The organism is Bradyrhizobium genomosp. III, from assembly GCF_000261705.1.
GTDB lineage: Bacteria > Pseudomonadota > Alphaproteobacteria > Rhizobiales > Xanthobacteraceae > Bradyrhizobium > Bradyrhizobium ottawaense.
Map to the genome: position 1 here is coordinate 1 of NZ_AJQF01000503.1, position 16,653 is coordinate 16,653.

A 16,653-nucleotide genomic window follows, 5' to 3' on the forward strand; every position below is an offset into this window, starting at 1 on the left:
TCGCCCTTCGAGGCTCGCCGAAGAGGCGAGCACCTCAGGGTGGCGGACAACGAGAAGACCATCAACCAACGCGGAACGTCACCCCACCCAACAGGAACTCGCTCCCGGCAACCGCAAGCCCCCTCGCCTTCGCGGCATGCAGCACGCTCGCCCGATCCGCTACCCGAAACTCCAGCGCGCTCATGATCTCGCTGGCGCCTTTCACGAAGCGGAAGGTCGCATTGGGCAGCTTCAGCTCGGCACCTTCAGGCGCAACGCCGATGATCTTGCCCCAGTGCTCGGCCAGGCCTTGCGGATCAGGGCTCTGCATCTCCACGCCCGTCAGCGCCTGCGTCACGTCCTTGCGGATGAACTTTTGCCAGTCCGGTCCTGCCGGCGGATAGGCGCCAAGAATGTCGTCGCTGCCTTCGGTGTGGTTGAACTCGATGAAGGCGGCACGGCAGTCGCGGGGGTGGAGCTGGACGCCGTGATAGGGCGCATGGTCGATGACGTTGGCGGTGCGCACGCCAAGCGCGTTGGCGTTGCGGCCACGCTCGTCGGGATCATTGCAGCAGAAGATCGCCATGTAGCCACCGCGGCCACCGGTCTTCTCGATGAAGCGGCCGGCCGTGGTACCGCCCTTGAAGGGTGCCACCACCTCCAGCATGATCGTGTCGACCGGGAGCAGCGCATTCTCCAGGCCGTATTTGGCGACATTGCCGTCGCGATAGCACACGGCGAGGCCCATGATGTCCGCGATGTCGGAGATGACGGGCGCGAGCTGCGGCGCAACCAGGCAGATCTGCCGCAATCGCATATAGGGCGCCATGGTCAGGCGCCCCTGAAGGTCGGCTTGCGCTTCTCGACGAAGGCCTTGGCGGCCTCCTTGTGGTCCTCGGTGTCGCCGCAGCGGGTGTGGTGGATCGCCTCGCCGTCGAAGCAATCCTCCAGCGCCAGATGCTCGGCATTGTTGATGTTGCGCTTGATGAAGCCGAGCGCGATCGACGGCCCCTGCGCCAGCGACAGTGCCAGCTCGTGGGCCGCGGCGTCGATCTCGGCGTCGGGCACGACCTTGGTCACCATGCCGATCGCATGCGCTTCCCTCGCCGTGAGCACCGGCGACATCAGATAGAGCTCGCGCGCCCGCGCGCTGCCGAGCAGCTGGGTGAGAAAATAGGTGCCGCCGTAATCGCCGGAGAAGCCGACCTTGGCAAAGGCCGTGGTGATCTTGCAGGATTCCGAGGCGATACGGAGATCGCAGGACAGCGCCATCGACAGGCCGGCGCCGGCTGCGGCGCCGTCGAGCTGCGCCACCACAGGCTTCGGCATCTGGTGCAGGATGCGCGAGACCTCCATACCGCGGCGCAGATTCGCAAGCTTCTGCTCGAACGGCAGCGGCGCGCGGCCCGCGGCCATCGACTTGACGTCGCCGCCGACGCAGAACGAGCCACCGGCGCCCTTGAGCAGCACCGCGCGCACCTCCGCATCGTCAGCCGCCCGCCGCGCCGCTTCGACCAGCCCGGCCACCATCTCGGGGTTGAGCGCGTTCTTCCGCTCCGGGCGGTTCATCGTGATGGTGAGCAGCCCGCCTTCGAGCTTTTGCAGGACCATGTCGTTCATGGGGCGCCTCCCTCGTTGTTTCCTTCGTCATTCCGGGGCGCGCGAAGCGCGAGCCCGGAATCCATTTGTCGACGATCACTGCGGCCCGATGGATCCCGGGTTCGCGCTCATGCGCGCCCCGGGATGACGCTTCGCGTCACTTCTTCACCAGCGGGCAGCGCGACTGCTCCAGCGACTGGAACGCCTCGCTGCCGGACACGGTGGCGAGCAGCTTGTAGTCGTCCCAGCGGGCCTTCGATTCCGACGGCTTCTTCACCTCGAACAGGTACATGTCGTGGATCATGCGGCCGTCCTCGCGGATCTTGCCACCCTTGGCGAAGAAGTCGTTGATCGGCGTCTCCTTCATCACCTTCATGACAGTCGCTGCATCGGTCGTGCCGGCCGCCTTCACCGCCTTCAGGTAATGCGTGACGGAGGAGTAGACGCCGGCCTGTGCCGAGGTCGGCGGCCGCTTCACGCGCTCCTGAAAGCGCTTCGAGAATGCGCGCGTGTCGTCGTTGAGGTCCCAGTAGAAGGCTTCCGCCAGCAGCAGGCCCTGCGCGGTCTCCAGACCGATCGAGTCGATGTCGGTGACGAAGGCGAGCAGCGGCGAGACCTTCTGGCCGCCCTTGGTGATGCCGAACTCGGCCGCCTGCTTGATCGCGTTGACGGTGTCGCCGCCGGCATTCGCAAGCCCGATCACCTTGGCCTTGGAGGCCTGGGCCTGGAGCAGGAACGAGGAGAAATCCGACGTGTTGAGCGGGTGGCGCACGCTGCCCAGCACCTTGCCGCCCGTCTTGATGACGACGGCACTGGTGTCCTTCTCCAGGTCCTGGCCGAAGGCGTAATCGGCGGTGAGGAAGAACCAGCTGTCGAGGCCAGACTTCACGGCCGCAAGGCCGGTCACATTGGCCTGGCCGTAGGTGTCGAACACGTAGTGGATGGTATAGGGACCGCAGGCCTCGTTGGTGAGACGGATCGAGCCCGGGCCGTTGAAGATAATGATCTTGTTGCGCGCTTTGGCGATCTCGCCGGCCGCAAGCGCAGTGGCGGAAGCCGCGACGTCGTAGATCATCTCGACGCCCTGGTTGTCGAGCATATCGCGGGCGATGTTGGCGGAGAGATCGGCCTTGTTTTGATGGTCGGCCGCCAGCACCTGGATCTTGCGCCCCAACACCTCGCCGCCGAAATCCTCCACCGCCATCTTGGCCGCGGTCTCGCTGCCGGGACCGGTGATGTCGGCATAGAGGCTCGACATGTCGAGGATGCCGCCGATCTTGAGAGGTGGCTTGTCCTGGGCCTGCGCGGTGGCGCTCGCACTGAGGGCAAACGCGGCGGCAAAAATGCCCGACAAAACAGTCTTCATGGAAAACGATCTCCCTTATCGCGCCGTACTCTGATGGCGGCTTGGTTGTTGCTCTTGGCAATCGTTATTGGCAATCGCTGTTGCCGCAATCATGCCGCATGCGCAAGAGCGCAGCAAGCGCGGGCTGCGATGCGCGTCCTGCGATTGCGTCATGTTTTCCGCAAAGCGGAATGGTGGAATGACGCAAGATCTTTCCGCGTCATTGCGAGCGTGTGACGTAACAGCAAATCCCCACACGCGCTGCCGTAGGGCGGGCAAAGGCGCGCTCTTCGCGCCGTGCCCACGACTTCGATTACGGCCACGAAGAGATCGTGGGCACGGCGCGTTGCGCCTTTGCCCACCCTACGAAGGCCCCTTCGTCGTTGGCATCGTTTGAGTTAAGATCGACGCACAACACAACCTTTCCGGGTCACGTGGCGCAACGGCTTCACCTCATCGTCGCATTCCTTCTCCTCGCGAGTCACACCGCGTCCGCCGCACCGTGCCAATTCGAATCCCAAGGCGAAGGCCGTGTCGCTGCCATCGTCGATGCCCGCAGCGTGCGTCTCGCTGACGGCCGCGAAATCCGCCTCGCCGGAATCGAACCGACGGCGACCACGAAGCAGGCGCTGGCTGCGCTGCTCGCCGGCCGCGACGTCACACTCCGCGGTAGCAACGACACGCCCGACCGCTACGGCCGGCAAGGCGCACTGGTGTTCATCGGCGAAAGCGACACCCCGGTGCAGGCCGTGCTGCTCGCCCAGGGCGACGCCATGGTCTCCGCCGAAATCACGGACAAGGACTGCGCGGCGGCCCTGATGACGTCGGAGGCCGAGGCGCGGCGCCAAAAAAAGGGCAGCTGGGCTGACCCGTCGGCCATAAAAAACGCGGAAAGTCCGGACGATATTTTGGCGGGGATCGGGCGCTTTGTGGTGGTTGAGGGTAAAGTCCTGTCCGTCCGGCAAGCTGGGGCAATGACCTACCTCAACTTCGGACGGAACTGGACACGTGGCTTTGCCGTGACTATTTCAAAGCGCACGCTGCCGGCGTTCGAAAGCGCTGGAATCACCCTTAAGTCATTAGAAAGTAAGCGTATTCGAGTCCGGGGCTGGGTCGAGGGAAGTACGGGGCCGCGGATTGATGTGCGGCTCGTGGGGCAGGTCGAGTTGCTGGGCGCAAACGAGCCGACAGGGGTAAGGCCTTAAATCAGGCCAGGCACGGGTTAAGCGACGTGAATGGGGTGCTAGAACGGCACGTACGGAATGAAGGCCGCCGCCTGCGGGCTGCGCCGGCCGCGCTTTGCCTCGTGCTGGGTACGGCCCTCGCCGGCTGTGGCGACATGGGCCGGTTCCAGGCCGCCGCGACCCCGCCGACCGTTGCGATGCCCAAGCCCAAGCCGGCCGTCGCGCAGACACCCGCCACCGAGAAGGAGCACGAGCGCATCCTGGCGAGCTATGGCGGCACCTATGACGATCCCAGGCTCGAATCACTCGTCAGCAAGACCGTCGACCGGCTGGTCGCTGCGTCCGACCGTCCCGATCAGGGCTACAAGGTCACCATCCTCAATTCCGGCGCCGTGAACGCCTTCGCGCTGCCGAACGGCCAGCTCTATGTCACGCGCGGACTTCTCGCGCTCGCCAGCGACACCTCGGAATTGTCCTCCGTGCTCAGCCACGAGATGGCCCATGTGCTGTCCAAGCACGCCGCGATGCGCGAGGACCAGGCGCGCCAGGCCGCGATCGTCACCCGCGTCGTCACCGACATGAGCAACGACCCCGACCTCACCGCGCTGGCGCTGGCCAAGACCAAGCTCACCATGGCGAGCTTTTCGCGCAAGCAGGAGTTCGAGGCCGACGGCATCGGCGTCGGCATTTCGGCCAAGGCGCATTTCGACCCCTACGGCGCGGCGCGTTTCCTCTCGGCGATGGAACGCAATGCCGAGCTGAAGGCCGGCAAGAGCTCGCTCGATCCGCGCGCGCAGGATTTCACCTCGTCGCATCCGGCGACCCCGGAGCGCGTGCAGAACGCGCAGACCATTGCGCGGCAATATACTGCGCCTGAAGGCGCCGAGCGCGACCGCGAGACCTATCTCGCTGCGATCGACAATCTCGTCTACGGCGAAGACCCCAGCGAAGGTTTCGTCCGCGGCCGCCGCTTCCTGCATCCGAAGCTGGGCTTCACCTTCCAGGCGCCGGACAATTTCACGCTCGACAACACCGCCCAGGCCGTGATCGGCGTGCGCGAGGGCGGCGCACAGGCGATGCGTTTCGACGTGGTGCGGGTGCCGGCCGAGCAGTCGCTCGGCGACTACCTCAATTCCGGCTGGATGGAGGGCGTCGAGAAGGCGTCCACCGAAGACATCACCATCAACGGCTTCCCGGCCGCGTCCGCCGCCGCCAAGGGCGACCAGTGGCAGTTCAAGGTCTATGCGCTGCGCTTCGGCAGCGACGTCTATCGCTTCATCTTCGCGGCCCGGCAGAAGTCGACCGAGAGCGAGCGCAATGCGCGCGAGACCGTCAATTCGTTCCGCCGCCTGACGCTGGACGAGATCCAGGCCGCGCGACCGCTGCGCATCAAGGTCATCACCGTGCAACCCGGCGACACCGTGGAATCGCTCTCCCACCGCATGGCCGGCGTCGATCATCCCGCCGAGCGTTTTCGCGTGCTGAACGGCCTCGATCGCACCGCGCAGGTGAAGGTGCGCGATCGCGTGAAGATCGTGGCGGATTGACGCTGCCGTAGGGTGGGCAAAGCGCAAGCGTGCCCACGCATCTTTTGCGATCGAGAGAGATGGTGGGCACGGCGCTTATGCGCCTTTGCCCACCCTACGACAGCTGTGACGTGGCTGCAGCGTAAGCCTCAGCGCCCCGCGTCCATGTCGCCCGCCTCGCGCTGGCCGCTGAGCCAGAGCGCCAGCAGGGTCCAGAACGCGCCGGACAGCAGATACGCACCCGAGGCGATGACACCGAGATTGGTGGCGAGCAGCAATGCGACCAGCGGCGCGAAGCCGGCGCCGAACAGCCAGGCCATGTCCGAGGTCAGCGCGGACGCCGTGTAGCGGTACGCCTGCTTGAAGTTCGAGGCGATCGCGCCGGAGGACTGGCCGAAGGACAGGCCGAGCAGGATGAAGCCGATCACCATGTAGATGGTCTCGCCGAACGCGCCGGCATCGAGCAGCTGTGGGGCAAAGCCGCTGTAGATCGCGATCGCGATCGCCGATCCCATCAGCAGCGACTTGCGGCCGACGCGGTCGGCGATGACGCCGGACAGCACGATCGCACCGACACCGAACACGGCGGCGACGATCTCGATGATCAGGAAGCGCACCGGGCTTTCGCGGGTGAACAGGAACACCCAGGACAGCGGAAACACCGTGACCATGTGGAACAGCGCGAAGCTCGCCAGCGGCGCGAACGCACCCAACATGATGTTCTGGCCTTCGCTCGCGACGGTGTCGGAGATGCGCGCGGGCTGCAATTCGCGGGTCTCGAACAGCGAGGCATATTCCTCCGTCGTCACCATGCGCAGGCGCGCGAACAGCGCCACGACGTTGATGGCAAACGCGACGAAGAACGGATAGCGCCAGCCCCAGTCGAAGAAATCGTCGGCCGAGAGATTGCCGGCGAAATAGGCGAACAGCGCGCTCGCCACGATCAGCCCGAGCGGGGCGCCGAGCTGCGGCACCATCGCGTACCAGCCGCGCTTGGAGGGCGGCGCGTTCAGCGCGAGCAGCGAAGCCATGCCGTCCCAGGCGCCGCCCCAGGCCAGACCCTGCGCGATGCGCGCCAGCGCCAGCAACCAGATCGCGGCAACGCCGATGTCGTGATAGCCCGGCAGGAACGCCAGCGCGACCGTGGCGGTGCCGAGCAGGAACAGCGCCGAGATCAGCTTTGCGGTCTTGCCGTAGGCACGGTCAACCGTCATGAAAATGACGGTGCCGATCGGCCGGGCCATGAAGGCCAGCGCGAAGATCATGAAAGAATAGAGCGTGCCGGTCAGTTCGCTCGCGAACGGGAACACCAGGCGCGGGAACACGATCACCGAGGCGATCGCGAAGACGAAGAAGTCGAAGAATTCCGAGGTGCGGCCGATGATGACGCCGATGGCGATCTCGCCGGGACTGGCCTGGTCGTGGCCGTGCTCGCCCGTGTGGAGGTCTGCCATTGCGGGGGTCTGTGCCGTCGCCATTCGTGCGCCCTTAACGTCCTGAAACCAAAGCCGACCGCCCGGCGGGCGCCGGGCAATCTGGCCTTCTCTGGCCCAACATTCCGCACTGCAACATTGGACAAATTGTCCAATGTCCGGATTGTTGCGCCGCAGCTACCCGTTGGCCCCGCAAAAGAAACTCATTCTCAAAGGCTCGGCCCGTGTCTCGTCTCAAGATCCTGGCGCTACTACCTCTGGCTGCTGCGCTCAGCGGCTGCGACTACGTCGTGCTGGCGCCAGCCGGCGATATCGCTGCCCAGCAGCGCGACCTCGTCATCATCTCCACCGTCCTGATGCTCCTGATCGTCGTCCCCGTGATGGCGCTGACGGTGCTGTTCGCCTGGCGCTATCGCCAGTCCAACACGGCCGCTCGCTACGAGCCGGAATGGGACCACTCGACCAAGCTCGAGCTGGTGATCTGGTCCGCACCGCTGCTGATCATCGTCTGCCTGGGCGCGCTGACCTGGATGGGCACCCATCTGCTCGACCCCTATCGCACGCTCGGCCGCATCCATGCCGACCGCGCCGTGGACCAGTCCAGGGCTCCGCTCGAGGTCGACGTCGTCGCGCTCGATTGGAAGTGGCTCTTTATCTACCCCGACTACGGCATCGCCACCGTCAACGAGCTCGCAGCTCCGGTCGACCGTCCGATCAAATTCCGCATCACCGCGTCCTCGGTGATGAACTCGTTCTACATCCCCGCGCTCGCCGGCCAGATCTACGCGATGCCGGGCATGGAGACGAAGCTCCACGCCGTCGTCAACCACGCCGGCACGTATAAGGGCTTCTCGGCGAACTACAGCGGCGCCGGCTTCTCCGGCATGCACTTCAACTTTAGGGGACTCGACGACAAGGGTTTTGACGCCTGGATCGCCAGCGCCAAATCCGCCGGCGGCTCGCTCGGCCGCGCCGAATATCTCCAGCTCGAAAAGCCCAGCCAGAACGAGCCGGTGCGCCGCTACGGCACGATCGACTCCGATCTCTACCGTCTGATCCTCAACATGTGCGTCGAGACCGGCAAGATGTGCCAGAGCGAGATGATGGCGATCGACGCCAAGGGCGGCAACGGTCATCAGGGCCTGAACAACACCCTGCCGCTCACTTACGACAAGTACGCCCGCCGCGGCACCCCGCTCGGGCCGGAGCCGACTTTCGTGGCCGGCACCTGCACGCCCGATGCGCCGCAGGGCAAGACCACGGCGTCCATCACGGCTCCCGTCGACACCGCGCCGTTGCTCGGCGCCGGCCTGAAGCGGCCGAGCTTCGCGCCGCTCAAGTCCTCGTCCTTCTTCCTCGGACTGCGTCCGAAGTCAGATTCCTAAAGAGATCCCCGCATGTCTCCTGATCTTCTCAAGCTCATCTTCGGCCGGCTCGGCTTCGAATCGCTGCCGCTGCACGAGCCGATCGTCGTCGGCACCTTCGCGGTGGTCGCGCTCGGCGGCGCCGCACTGCTCGGCGGTCTCACCTATTTCCGCCTCTGGGGTTATCTCTGGCGCGAATGGTTCACCACCGTCGACCACAAGCGCATCGGCATCATGTACATGATCCTCGGCATCGTGATGCTGCTGCGGGGCTTCGCCGATGCGCTGATGATGCGCGGCCAGCAGATGCTCGCCTTTGGCGGCTCCGAAGGCTATCTCAACGCCCATCACTACGATCAGGTCTTCACCGCCCACGGGGTGATCATGATCTTCTTCGTGGCGATGCCGCTGGTGACCGGCCTGATGAACTACGTCGTGCCGCTCCAGATCGGCGCGCGCGACGTGTCGTTCCCGTTCCTGAACAATTTCAGCTTCTGGATGACGGTCGGCGGCGCAGTGCTGGTGATGGCTTCGCTGTTCATCGGCGAGTTCGCCCGCACCGGCTGGCTGGCTTATCCGCCGCTGTCGAACATCGGCTACAGTCCCGATGTCGGCGTCGACTATTACATCTGGGCGCTGCAGGTCGCCGGCGTCGGCACGACGCTGTCAGGCATCAACCTGATCTGCACCATCGTCAAGCTGCGCTGCCCCGGCATGACCATGATGAAGATGCCGGTGTTCACCTGGACCTCGCTCTGCACCAACGTCCTGATCGTCGCCTCCTTCCCGGTCCTGACCGTCGTGCTCGCGCTGCTCTCGCTCGACCGCTACGTCGGCACCAACTTCTTCACGAACGATTTCGGCGGCAGCCCGATGATGTACGTGAACCTGATCTGGATCTGGGGCCATCCCGAGGTCTACATCCTGGTTCTCCCGGCGTTCGGCATCTTCTCGGAGGTGACCTCGACCTTCTCTGGCAAGCGGCTGTTCGGCTACACCTCGATGGTCTACGCCACGGTCGTCATCACCATCCTGTCGTACCTGGTCTGGCTGCACCACTTCTTCACGATGGGCTCGGGCGCCAGCGTCAACTCTTTCTTCGGCATCACCACGATGATCATCTCGATCCCGACGGGCGCGAAGATGTTCAACTGGCTGTTCACGATGTATCGCGGCCGTATCCGCTACGAGCTGCCCATGATGTGGACGATCGCCTTCATGCTGACCTTCGTGATCGGCGGCATGACCGGCGTGCTGCTGGCGGTGCCGCCGGCCGACTTCGTCCTGCACAACAGCCTATTCCTGATCGCACACTTCCACAACGTGATCATCGGCGGCGTGGTGTTCGGCGCCTTCGCCGGCATCTCCTACTGGTTCCCGAAAGCGTTCGGCTTCAAGCTCGATCCGTTCTGGGGCAAGATGTCGTTCTGGTTCTGGGTCACCGGCTTCTACCTCGCCTTCATGCCGCTCTACGTGCTCGGCCTGATGGGCGTGACCCGTCGCCTGCGCGTGTTCGACGATCCGTCCTTGCAGATCTGGTTCGTCATCGCCGCGATCGGGGCCTTCCTCGTCCTCCTCGGTATCCTCAGCATGCTGATGCAGTTCGCGGTCAGCTTCCTCAGGCGCGAGCAGCTCAAGGACGTCACCGGCGATCCCTGGGACGCGCGCACGCTGGAATGGGCGACCTCCTCGCCCCCGCCGGACTACAACTTCGCCTTCACCCCCGTCGTTCACGACAATGACGCGTGGTGGGACATGAAGAAGCGCGGCTACCAGCGGCCGCTCACCGGGTTCAGGCCGATCCACATGCCCAGCAGCACCGGCACCGGCATCATCCTCGCCGGCCTCGCCACCGCGATGGGATTCGGCCTGATCTGGTACATGTGGTGGCTCGCCGCCGTGAGCTTCGCCGCGCTGCTCGTCGTCGGTATCGGCCACACCTTCAACTATCACCGCGACTTCGACATTCCGGCTGAAGACGTCATCCGGACCGAGGACGCGCGCACCAAACTGCTCGCCGGAGCCAAGTAAATGACTGTCGCTGTCAATCCCGCCCAGACCGGCGAGCCGGTCTTCTATCTCGCCGACGAGCACCCGCATCCGGAAGGCTGGAGCACCTCGCTCGGCTTCTGGATCTACCTGATGAGCGACTGTCTCATCTTCGCGATCCTGTTCGCCGCCTTCGGCGTGCTCGGCGGCAACTACGCCGCAGGTCCCGCGCCGAAGGACCTGTTCGACCTGAACCTGGTCGCGGTGAACACCTCGATGCTGCTGCTGTCATCGATCACGTATGGTTTTGCCATGCTGACGATGCAGCAGAACCGGGTCGCACAGACGCAGGTCTGGCTGGCGATCACCGGCTTGTTCGGCCTCGCCTTCATCGGCATCGAACTCACCGAGTTCGCTCACATGATCCATGAAGGCGCCACGCCCCAGCGCAGCGCCTTCCTGTCGGCGTTCTTCACCCTGGTCGGCACCCACGGCCTGCACGTTTCCTGCGGCCTGATCTGGCTGGTGACGCTGATGGTGCAGGTCCAGAAGTTCGGCCTGATCGAAGCCAACCGCCGCCGTCTGATGTGCCTCTCGATGTTCTGGCACTTCCTCGACGTGGTCTGGATCGGCGTCTTCACCTTCGTCTATCTCCTGGGAGTTCTGCGATGAACACCGATACTCATGCCGCCCATGCGGGCGATCATCACCACGAAGGCGGCCACGCCCACGGCTCGTTCTCGACCTATATGCTCGGTTTCGTGCTCTCGGTCGTGCTGACCGCGATCCCGTTCTGGCTGGTGATGAGCGGCGCACTGCCGAGCAAGCAAATCACCGCGCTCGTGATCATGGCCTTCGCGGTCGTGCAGATCGTCGTGCACATGATCTACTTCCTGCACATGAACACGACGTCCGAGAACGGCTGGAGCATGATGGCGTTGATCTTCACCATCGTGATGGTGGTGATCGCGCTGTCGGGTTCGCTGTGGGTGATGAGCCACCTCAACAGCAACATGATGCCGATGCACCAGATGAGCGGAATGAAGTGAGCGAGTCAGGGACCGAGACAAGCAGGGCGAACGGAGCGCGCAGCGAGGCTGCGCGGTCCCCGTCCTTGTGGCTCACGGTCCTCTCGCTGACGGCCTTTGTTCTTCTGATCGCACTCGGCGTCTGGCAGATCGAGCGCCGCGCCTGGAAGCTGGCGCTGATCGACCGCGTCGAGCAGCGCGTCCATGCCCCGGCCCAGCCGGTCCCCTCGCCCGATTCATGGCCTGCGGTTTCCACGGCAAATGACGAATACAGGCATGTCAGCGTCGCCGGCCGCTTCCTGCATGACCGCGAGACGCTGGTCCAGGCGGTCACCGAGGAAGGCCCGGGCTATTGGGTGCTGACACCGCTCCAGCGCAGCTACGGCACACAGGTCCTGGTCAATCGCGGCTTCGTGCCGTCCGAGCGGCGTGACGCATCGACGCGCCGGGACGGCAATCCGGACGGCCAGGTCGAGATCACCGGCCTGCTCCGCATCACGGAGCCCAAGGGCGGTTTCCTCCGGAACAACGTGCCCCAGCACAACCGCTGGTACTCTCGGGATGTCGCCGCGATCGCGGCGGCCCGCGGTCTGCACGATGTCGCACCGTTCTTCGTCGATGCCGATGCCGGATCACAATCCGGCAGCGGTCCCATCGGCGGATTGACCGTGGTCAGCTTTCCCAATAACCACCTGATCTACGCGCTGACGTGGTTCGCCCTGGCTTTCATGCTGGCGGGTAAACTCTTCGTCACATTCGGCGGCGGGCTGTTCCGCCGCAAACGCTTCGTCCACGAACCGGCCGGCGGCTCCGATGCCGTCGCCCGCAGGACGGGATCAGATGCTGGAACGATCGTCGAACAGGCCTGACGACGGGAAGACGCTTTCCCAACCATTTGCGCATGACGGGCTGGCCGTCACGCTGCAATCGCAGGCCGACGCGCGCAGCGAGCTGATCGGCACGACTCCGACCGACGACGAGACCAACCGCAAGAACATGGCGCTGCTGATCCAGCTGCGCTGGACCGCGGTGGTCGGCCAGATCGTGACCATCGGCGGCGTGCATTTCGGGCTCGGCATTCCCCTGCCGCTGGAGCGGATGGGCGCGGTGATCGGCGCGCTGGTGCTGCTCAACGTCTCCAGCCTCGTCTGGGTGCGCCATCGCGCCGCGATCACCAACAACGAGCTGCTGGTCGCCTTGATGCTGGACGTCGCCGCGCTGACCGCGCAGCTCTACCTCTCCGGCGGCGCCACCAATCCCTTCACCTCGCTGTTCCTGCTCCAGGTGACGCTCGGCGCGGTGCTGCTCGATGCCCGCTCAACCTGGTCGCTGGTCGCGCTGACCTGCGCGAGTTTTGTCTGGCTGACGCTGGCATACCGCCCGCTGGACCTGCCGCCCAACCCATTGAGCGAGACCTACACGCTCACGGTCGCCGGCATGCTGCTGGGCTTCGTGCTCAACGCCGTGCTGCTGGTCGTGTTCGTCACGCGCATCAATCGAAACCTGAGGGAGCGCGACGCGCATCTGGCGGCCTTGCGCCAGCATGCCGCCGAGCAGGATCACATCGTCCGCATGGGCCTGCTCGCCTCCGGCGCGGCCCATGAGCTCGGCACGCCGCTCGCCTCGCTGTCGGTGATCCTCAGCGATTGGCGCCGCATGCCCGATCTTGCCGCCGATCAGGAGCTCGCCGAGGACCTCGCGGAGATGGAGACCTCGCTGCAACGCTGCAAGTCGATCGTGACGGGGATCCTGGTCTCGGCGGGCGAAGCACGCGGCGAAGGCTCATCGCCGACGACGGTGACGGCCTTCGTCACCGCCCTGGTCGACGAATGGCGCGACGCGCGCTCGGCGCGGACGCTCTACTTCGTCAATACGTTCGGCGCAGACGTCGCCATCGTCTCCGACATCGCGTTGAAGCAGGTCATCTTCAACGTGCTCGACAACGCCTACGAGGTCTCGCGGGAATGGGTCGAGCTCGTCGCCGAGCGCGAGGGCGACAATCTCGTGCTGTCGATCAGCGATCGCGGCCCCGGCTTTGCGCCGGAGATGCTGGCGCAGCTCGGAAAGCCCTATCACTCGAGCAAGGGCCGCGCTGGCGGCGGGCTCGGGCTGTTCCTGGTGGTGAACGTCGTGCGCAAGCTCGGAGGCAGCGTGACCGCCGAGAACCACAGGAAGCGCGGCGCCACGGTCCGCCTCACGCTGCCGCTCGCAACGTTGGCGATCGGAGGGAACTTTGACGCCTGACCGTTCGCTCATCGTCGTCGAGGACGATGCCGGCTTTGCGCGCACGCTGAAGCGCTCGTTCGAGCGCCGCGGCTATGATGTCGTGCTCGCCGCCTCGATCGAGGACGTGCGGAACGTGCTGGAGGAACGCTCCTTCGGCCACGCCGTCGTCGACCTCAAGCTCGGCGGCGCCTCCGGCCTTGCCTGCGTCGAGCTCCTGCACACGCATGATCCTGACATGCTGATCGTGGTGCTCACAGGCTTTGCCAGCATTTCGACCGCCGTCGAGGCGATCAAGCTGGGCGCCTGCCACTATCTCGCAAAGCCCTCGAACACCGACGACATCGAAGCCGCCTTCAACAAGGCCGAAGGCAACGCCGAGGTCGCGCTCGATGCACGGCCGACCTCGATCAAGACGCTGGAATGGGAGCGCATCCACCAGACCCTGATCGAGACGGATTTCAACATCTCGGAAGCGGCGCGAAGGCTCGGCATGCACCGGCGCACGCTGGCGCGCAAGCTCGAGAAGCGGCCGGTGAAGTAGGCCTTCACCAAGGTCTCACCGCCGTCATTCCGGGGCGTGCGGAGCACGAGCCCGGAATCCATCAGGCGGCAAAGACGGTGGTTGAATGGATTCCGGGCTCTCGCTTCGCGAGCCCCGGAATGACGGCTACGACCCCAAACAAAAAGCCCGGCGCGAGGCCGGGCTTTTGATTGCTTGCGCAGAACGAAGCTGCTTACGCGGCCTCGTCGGCGACCGTGGTGTCGTCGCCATCGGTATCGTCGGCATCGCCCTCGGCATCCGCCTCGCCCTCGGCGGCTTCCGCCTTGGCGTTGCGGCGCGGGCTCTTGGCGAGCTGGGCCTCGATCTCCTTGACCGCTTCGGTCTCGGTCGAGTGCTGCACCACCGCGATCTCGCGGGACAGACGATCGAGCGCCGCTTCATAGAGCTGGCGTTCGCTGTAGGACTGCTCCGGCTGCGACTCCGAGCGATAGAGGTCGCGCACGACTTCCGCGATCGCGACGATGTCGCCCGAATTGATCTTCGCTTCGTATTCCTGGGCACGGCGCGACCACATGGTGCGCTTGACGCGGGCGCGGCCCTTGAGCGTCTCCAGCGCCTTCTTCACCAGCGCCGGCTCGGACAGCTTGCGCATGCCGACATTGGCGACCTTGGCGGTCGGCACGCGCAGCGTCATCTTGTCCTTGATGAAGTTGATGACGAACAGCTCGAGCTTCGCGCCGGCGATCTCCTGCTCCTCGATGGCCAGGATCTGGCCGACGCCGTGAGCGGGATAGACGACGAATTCATTGGCCTTGAAGCCCTGACGCTGGGTCACGACCTTCTTTTCCTCGACCTTCGGCGCAGCGGCCGCCGGCTTCACGGCGGGCTTGGCGGCAGCAACGGGAGCCTTGGCAGGAGCAGCAACGGGAGCCTTCGACGCGGCGGGCTTGGCAGCGGGAGCCTTGGCGGCAACGGGCTTGACAGCAGGCTTGGCAGCGGTCGCTTTCGCGGCCGGTTTGGCAGTCTTGTTAGGCATTGCGCTTCTTTTGTTCTTCGAGGACTTTGCAGCCGGCGCCTTCGTCGCGGTCCGACCCTTGGATGCGCTACGGCTGGCCGCGGCGACTTTTTTGGCCTCCTTATGGGAAGCCCTCGCTGAAGTACTCTTTTTACGCGTTTTCTGTGACACAGCCTGCGCGCGGAAACTGCCACGCCCCTGTTCGACATTTGGTTTCACGGGAACCCAGCGGGGCCAACGGGGCTGACGGGTTCGGCTTAATGTGCCCAATATAGCACATTTCCCGCAAAAATCAATGATTTAGGGGTCTTGAGGGCTGGTTTTCGGCGACAGCGCCGCTATTAGGGTTAAGTTTGAGCCCGATTCAGTCGCCGGAGCCAGGGTTCGGAGAAAAATATTTCTCGAACTTGCCTTCCATGCCGTCGAATTCCTTGGCGTCGGCAGGTGATTCTTTCTTCTGGGTGATGTTCGGCCAGCTCTTGGCGTAGTCGGCGTTGACCGAAAGCCACTTTTCCAGGCCCGGTTCCGTGTCCGGCTTGATGGCGTCGGCGGGGCATTCCGGCTCGCACACGCCGCAATCGATGCACTCGTCCGGGTGGATGACGAGCATGTTGTCACCCTCGTAGAAGCAATCGACCGGGCAGACCTCGACGCAGTCGGTGTACTTGCACTTGATGCAGTTTTCAGTGACGACGTAAGTCATCCAACGCTCCGAAAAGCTCTTTTAAAAGTCGCGGCTTGCGTAGCGCGGATGGCCGGGCGCCGCAAGGTCGGGAAGGCCCGATCATGACCGCTTTGTGTGTTTGATCGACCAAGAAGTGAATTCGAAACGCAATTAATTGCGTTTCGCTTCGCTTAGCTCCTCGAAGAGCACCCGCGCCGCGGCAGCATCGCCACGGCGCTCGCTGAAGCCGGTGACCTTCAACACCCGCACGGTGCGATCGAGCGCGACGGTGATGACGTCGCCGATCTTGATCGCATGCCCCGGCGACTTTTCACGCTCACCGTTGACGCGAACGTGGCCCGACCCGACGAGCTCGGCCGCGGAGGTGCGCGCCTTCACCACCCGCGCGTGCCACAACCATTTGTCGAGGCGCTGCCGCTCGGTCGTGGGATTACTCCTTCCGGCCGGACAGCTGCTCTTTCAGCGCGGCGAGCTTGGCGAAGGGCGAGTTCGGATCGGCCGGACGATCGCGCTCGCGTGGGTTTGCGCTCGAGGCGTAGGGACGCAGCGACGGTCCGCCCTGGCGGTCGCGGCCCTTGTCGCGGTCACGGCCGCGGTTGTCACGGCCCTTGTCGCGATCTCCGCCGAACTTGCCCTTGTCGCGATCGCGTCCCTTGTTGTCGCGATCCTTGCCCTCGAAGCGGCGATTCCTGTCGTCGCGCCCCTCGGGACGCGGCGCGCCTTCGCCACCTTCGCGCGGCTTGCGGAAGTCTCTGCCGCCGTCCCTGCGATGGCCGCC

At 64.8% G+C, this 16,653-nt stretch carries 15 protein-coding genes and 2 pseudogenes; 9 read left to right on the plus strand and 8 right to left on the minus strand.

Annotation, left to right across the window (positions count from 1 at the left end):
* Positions 1–61 precede the first annotated feature (61 nt).
* The 3 genes from IC66_RS0138955 to IC66_RS0138965 all read right to left on the minus strand — a co-directional run bounded on the left by IC66_RS0138955 (position 62) and on the right by IC66_RS0138965 (position 2,944).
* Positions 62–808, minus strand: coding sequence for a hypothetical protein (locus tag IC66_RS0138955; RefSeq protein WP_038951151.1), 747 nt, complete (start codon positions 806–808; stop codon positions 62–64).
* Positions 809–810: 2 nt separating this feature from the next.
* The gene (locus IC66_RS0138960) at positions 811–1,599 is read right to left on the minus strand and encodes an enoyl-CoA hydratase (protein WP_028141830.1); all 789 of its coding nucleotides are present in this window, start codon (positions 1,597–1,599) and stop codon (positions 811–813) included.
* A 136-nt stretch (positions 1,600–1,735) separates the two neighbouring features.
* Complete coding sequence (locus tag IC66_RS0138965; RefSeq protein ID WP_038951152.1) at positions 1,736–2,944, minus strand: ABC transporter substrate-binding protein; 1,209 nt, start codon at positions 2,942–2,944, stop codon at positions 1,736–1,738.
* 413 nt (positions 2,945–3,357) lie between these two features.
* Here IC66_RS0138965 and IC66_RS0138970 point away from each other — a divergent pair, with 413 nt between their 5' ends.
* Together IC66_RS0138970 and IC66_RS0138975 are read left to right on the plus strand one after the other, a co-directional pair.
* Entirely contained in the window at positions 3,358–4,128 is a 771-nt protein-coding gene (locus tag IC66_RS0138970; protein ID WP_390887168.1) for a thermonuclease family protein, read from the plus strand.
* Between the two features lie 134 nt (positions 4,129–4,262).
* Positions 4,263–5,654, plus strand: a complete 1,392-nt coding sequence (locus tag IC66_RS0138975) for a M48 family metalloprotease (protein WP_240536542.1) — start codon at positions 4,263–4,265, stop codon at positions 5,652–5,654.
* A 128-nt stretch (positions 5,655–5,782) separates the two neighbouring features.
* On the opposite strand, the gene IC66_RS0138980 is transcribed toward IC66_RS0138975, so the two are convergent.
* Complete coding sequence (locus IC66_RS0138980; protein WP_028141833.1) at positions 5,783–7,111, minus strand: MFS transporter; 1,329 nt, start codon at positions 7,109–7,111, stop codon at positions 5,783–5,785.
* A 179-nt stretch (positions 7,112–7,290) separates the two neighbouring features.
* Between IC66_RS0138980 and cyoA the strand changes: the two genes are divergently transcribed.
* From cyoA to IC66_RS0139015, 7 genes are read left to right on the plus strand one after another with little or no spacing between them, the layout of a single operon-like run.
* Positions 7,291–8,451: a ubiquinol oxidase subunit II gene (cyoA, locus tag IC66_RS0138985; protein ID WP_038951154.1), complete on the plus strand. Its 1,161-nt coding sequence runs from the start codon at positions 7,291–7,293 to the stop codon at positions 8,449–8,451.
* 12 nt (positions 8,452–8,463) lie between these two features.
* Positions 8,464–10,461, plus strand: a complete 1,998-nt coding sequence (gene cyoB / locus IC66_RS0138990; protein WP_038951155.1) for a cytochrome o ubiquinol oxidase subunit I — start codon at positions 8,464–8,466, stop codon at positions 10,459–10,461.
* Positions 10,462–11,091 (plus strand): cytochrome o ubiquinol oxidase subunit III, encoded by a 630-nt coding sequence (cyoC, locus tag IC66_RS0138995; protein ID WP_038951156.1) that lies wholly within the window; start codon positions 10,462–10,464, stop codon positions 11,089–11,091.
* Positions 11,088–11,468, plus strand: coding sequence for a cytochrome o ubiquinol oxidase subunit IV (gene cyoD, locus IC66_RS0139000; protein ID WP_028141837.1), 381 nt, complete (start codon positions 11,088–11,090; stop codon positions 11,466–11,468). The genes cyoC and cyoD overlap by 4 nt, the downstream gene beginning before the upstream one ends.
* Positions 11,465–12,316, plus strand: a complete 852-nt coding sequence (locus IC66_RS0139005) for an SURF1 family protein (protein ID WP_038951157.1) — start codon at positions 11,465–11,467, stop codon at positions 12,314–12,316. Before cyoD ends, IC66_RS0139005 begins: the two co-directional genes overlap by 4 nt.
* Positions 12,288–13,691 (plus strand): ATP-binding protein, encoded by a 1,404-nt coding sequence (locus IC66_RS0139010; protein WP_028141839.1) that lies wholly within the window; start codon positions 12,288–12,290, stop codon positions 13,689–13,691. Before IC66_RS0139005 ends, IC66_RS0139010 begins: the two co-directional genes overlap by 29 nt.
* Entirely contained in the window at positions 13,681–14,214 is a 534-nt protein-coding gene (locus tag IC66_RS0139015) for a response regulator transcription factor (RefSeq protein ID WP_018316482.1), read from the plus strand. The genes IC66_RS0139010 and IC66_RS0139015 overlap by 11 nt, the downstream gene beginning before the upstream one ends.
* Before the next feature lie 193 nt (positions 14,215–14,407).
* Here the strand turns inward: IC66_RS0139015 and IC66_RS0139020 are convergent, their stop codons facing one another.
* The 4 genes and pseudogenes from IC66_RS0139020 to IC66_RS42910 form a co-directional block, all read right to left on the minus strand.
* Positions 14,408–15,211, minus strand: a complete 804-nt coding sequence (locus IC66_RS0139020) for a CarD family transcriptional regulator (protein ID WP_080670149.1) — start codon at positions 15,209–15,211, stop codon at positions 14,408–14,410.
* Positions 15,212–15,554: 343 nt separating this feature from the next.
* The gene (fdxA, locus tag IC66_RS0139025) at positions 15,555–15,893 is read right to left on the minus strand and encodes a ferredoxin FdxA (RefSeq protein WP_011082989.1); all 339 of its coding nucleotides are present in this window, start codon (positions 15,891–15,893) and stop codon (positions 15,555–15,557) included.
* 132 nt (positions 15,894–16,025) lie between these two features.
* Positions 16,026–16,295, minus strand: a pseudogene (locus IC66_RS0139030) (RNA-binding S4 domain-containing protein); the annotation flags it as partial.
* A 10-nt stretch (positions 16,296–16,305) separates the two neighbouring features.
* Positions 16,306–16,653: pseudogene (locus IC66_RS42910) on the minus strand (helicase-related protein); the annotation flags it as partial.

Coding starts and splice junctions, on each gene's coding strand:
- IC66_RS0138955 (WP_038951151.1), bottom strand. CDS start 808: ATGGCGCCCTATATGCGATTGCGGCAGATCTGCCTGGTTGCGCCGCAG.
- IC66_RS0138960 (WP_028141830.1), bottom strand. CDS start 1,599: ATGAACGACATGGTCCTGCAAAAGCTCGAAGGCGGGCTGCTCACCATC.
- IC66_RS0138965 (WP_038951152.1), bottom strand. CDS start 2,944: ATGAAGACTGTTTTGTCGGGCATTTTTGCCGCCGCGTTTGCCCTCAGT.
- IC66_RS0138975 (WP_240536542.1), top strand. CDS start 4,263: ATGGGCCGGTTCCAGGCCGCCGCGACCCCGCCGACCGTTGCGATGCCC.
- IC66_RS0138980 (WP_028141833.1), bottom strand. CDS start 7,111: ATGGCGACGGCACAGACCCCCGCAATGGCAGACCTCCACACGGGCGAG.
- cyoB (WP_038951155.1), top strand. CDS start 8,464: ATGTCTCCTGATCTTCTCAAGCTCATCTTCGGCCGGCTCGGCTTCGAA.
- cyoC (WP_038951156.1), top strand. CDS start 10,462: ATGACTGTCGCTGTCAATCCCGCCCAGACCGGCGAGCCGGTCTTCTAT.
- cyoD (WP_028141837.1), top strand. CDS start 11,088: ATGAACACCGATACTCATGCCGCCCATGCGGGCGATCATCACCACGAA.
- IC66_RS0139010 (WP_028141839.1), top strand. CDS start 12,288: ATGCTGGAACGATCGTCGAACAGGCCTGACGACGGGAAGACGCTTTCC.
- IC66_RS0139020 (WP_080670149.1), bottom strand. CDS start 15,211: ATGCCTAACAAGACTGCCAAACCGGCCGCGAAAGCGACCGCTGCCAAG.
- fdxA (WP_011082989.1), bottom strand. CDS start 15,893: ATGACTTACGTCGTCACTGAAAACTGCATCAAGTGCAAGTACACCGAC.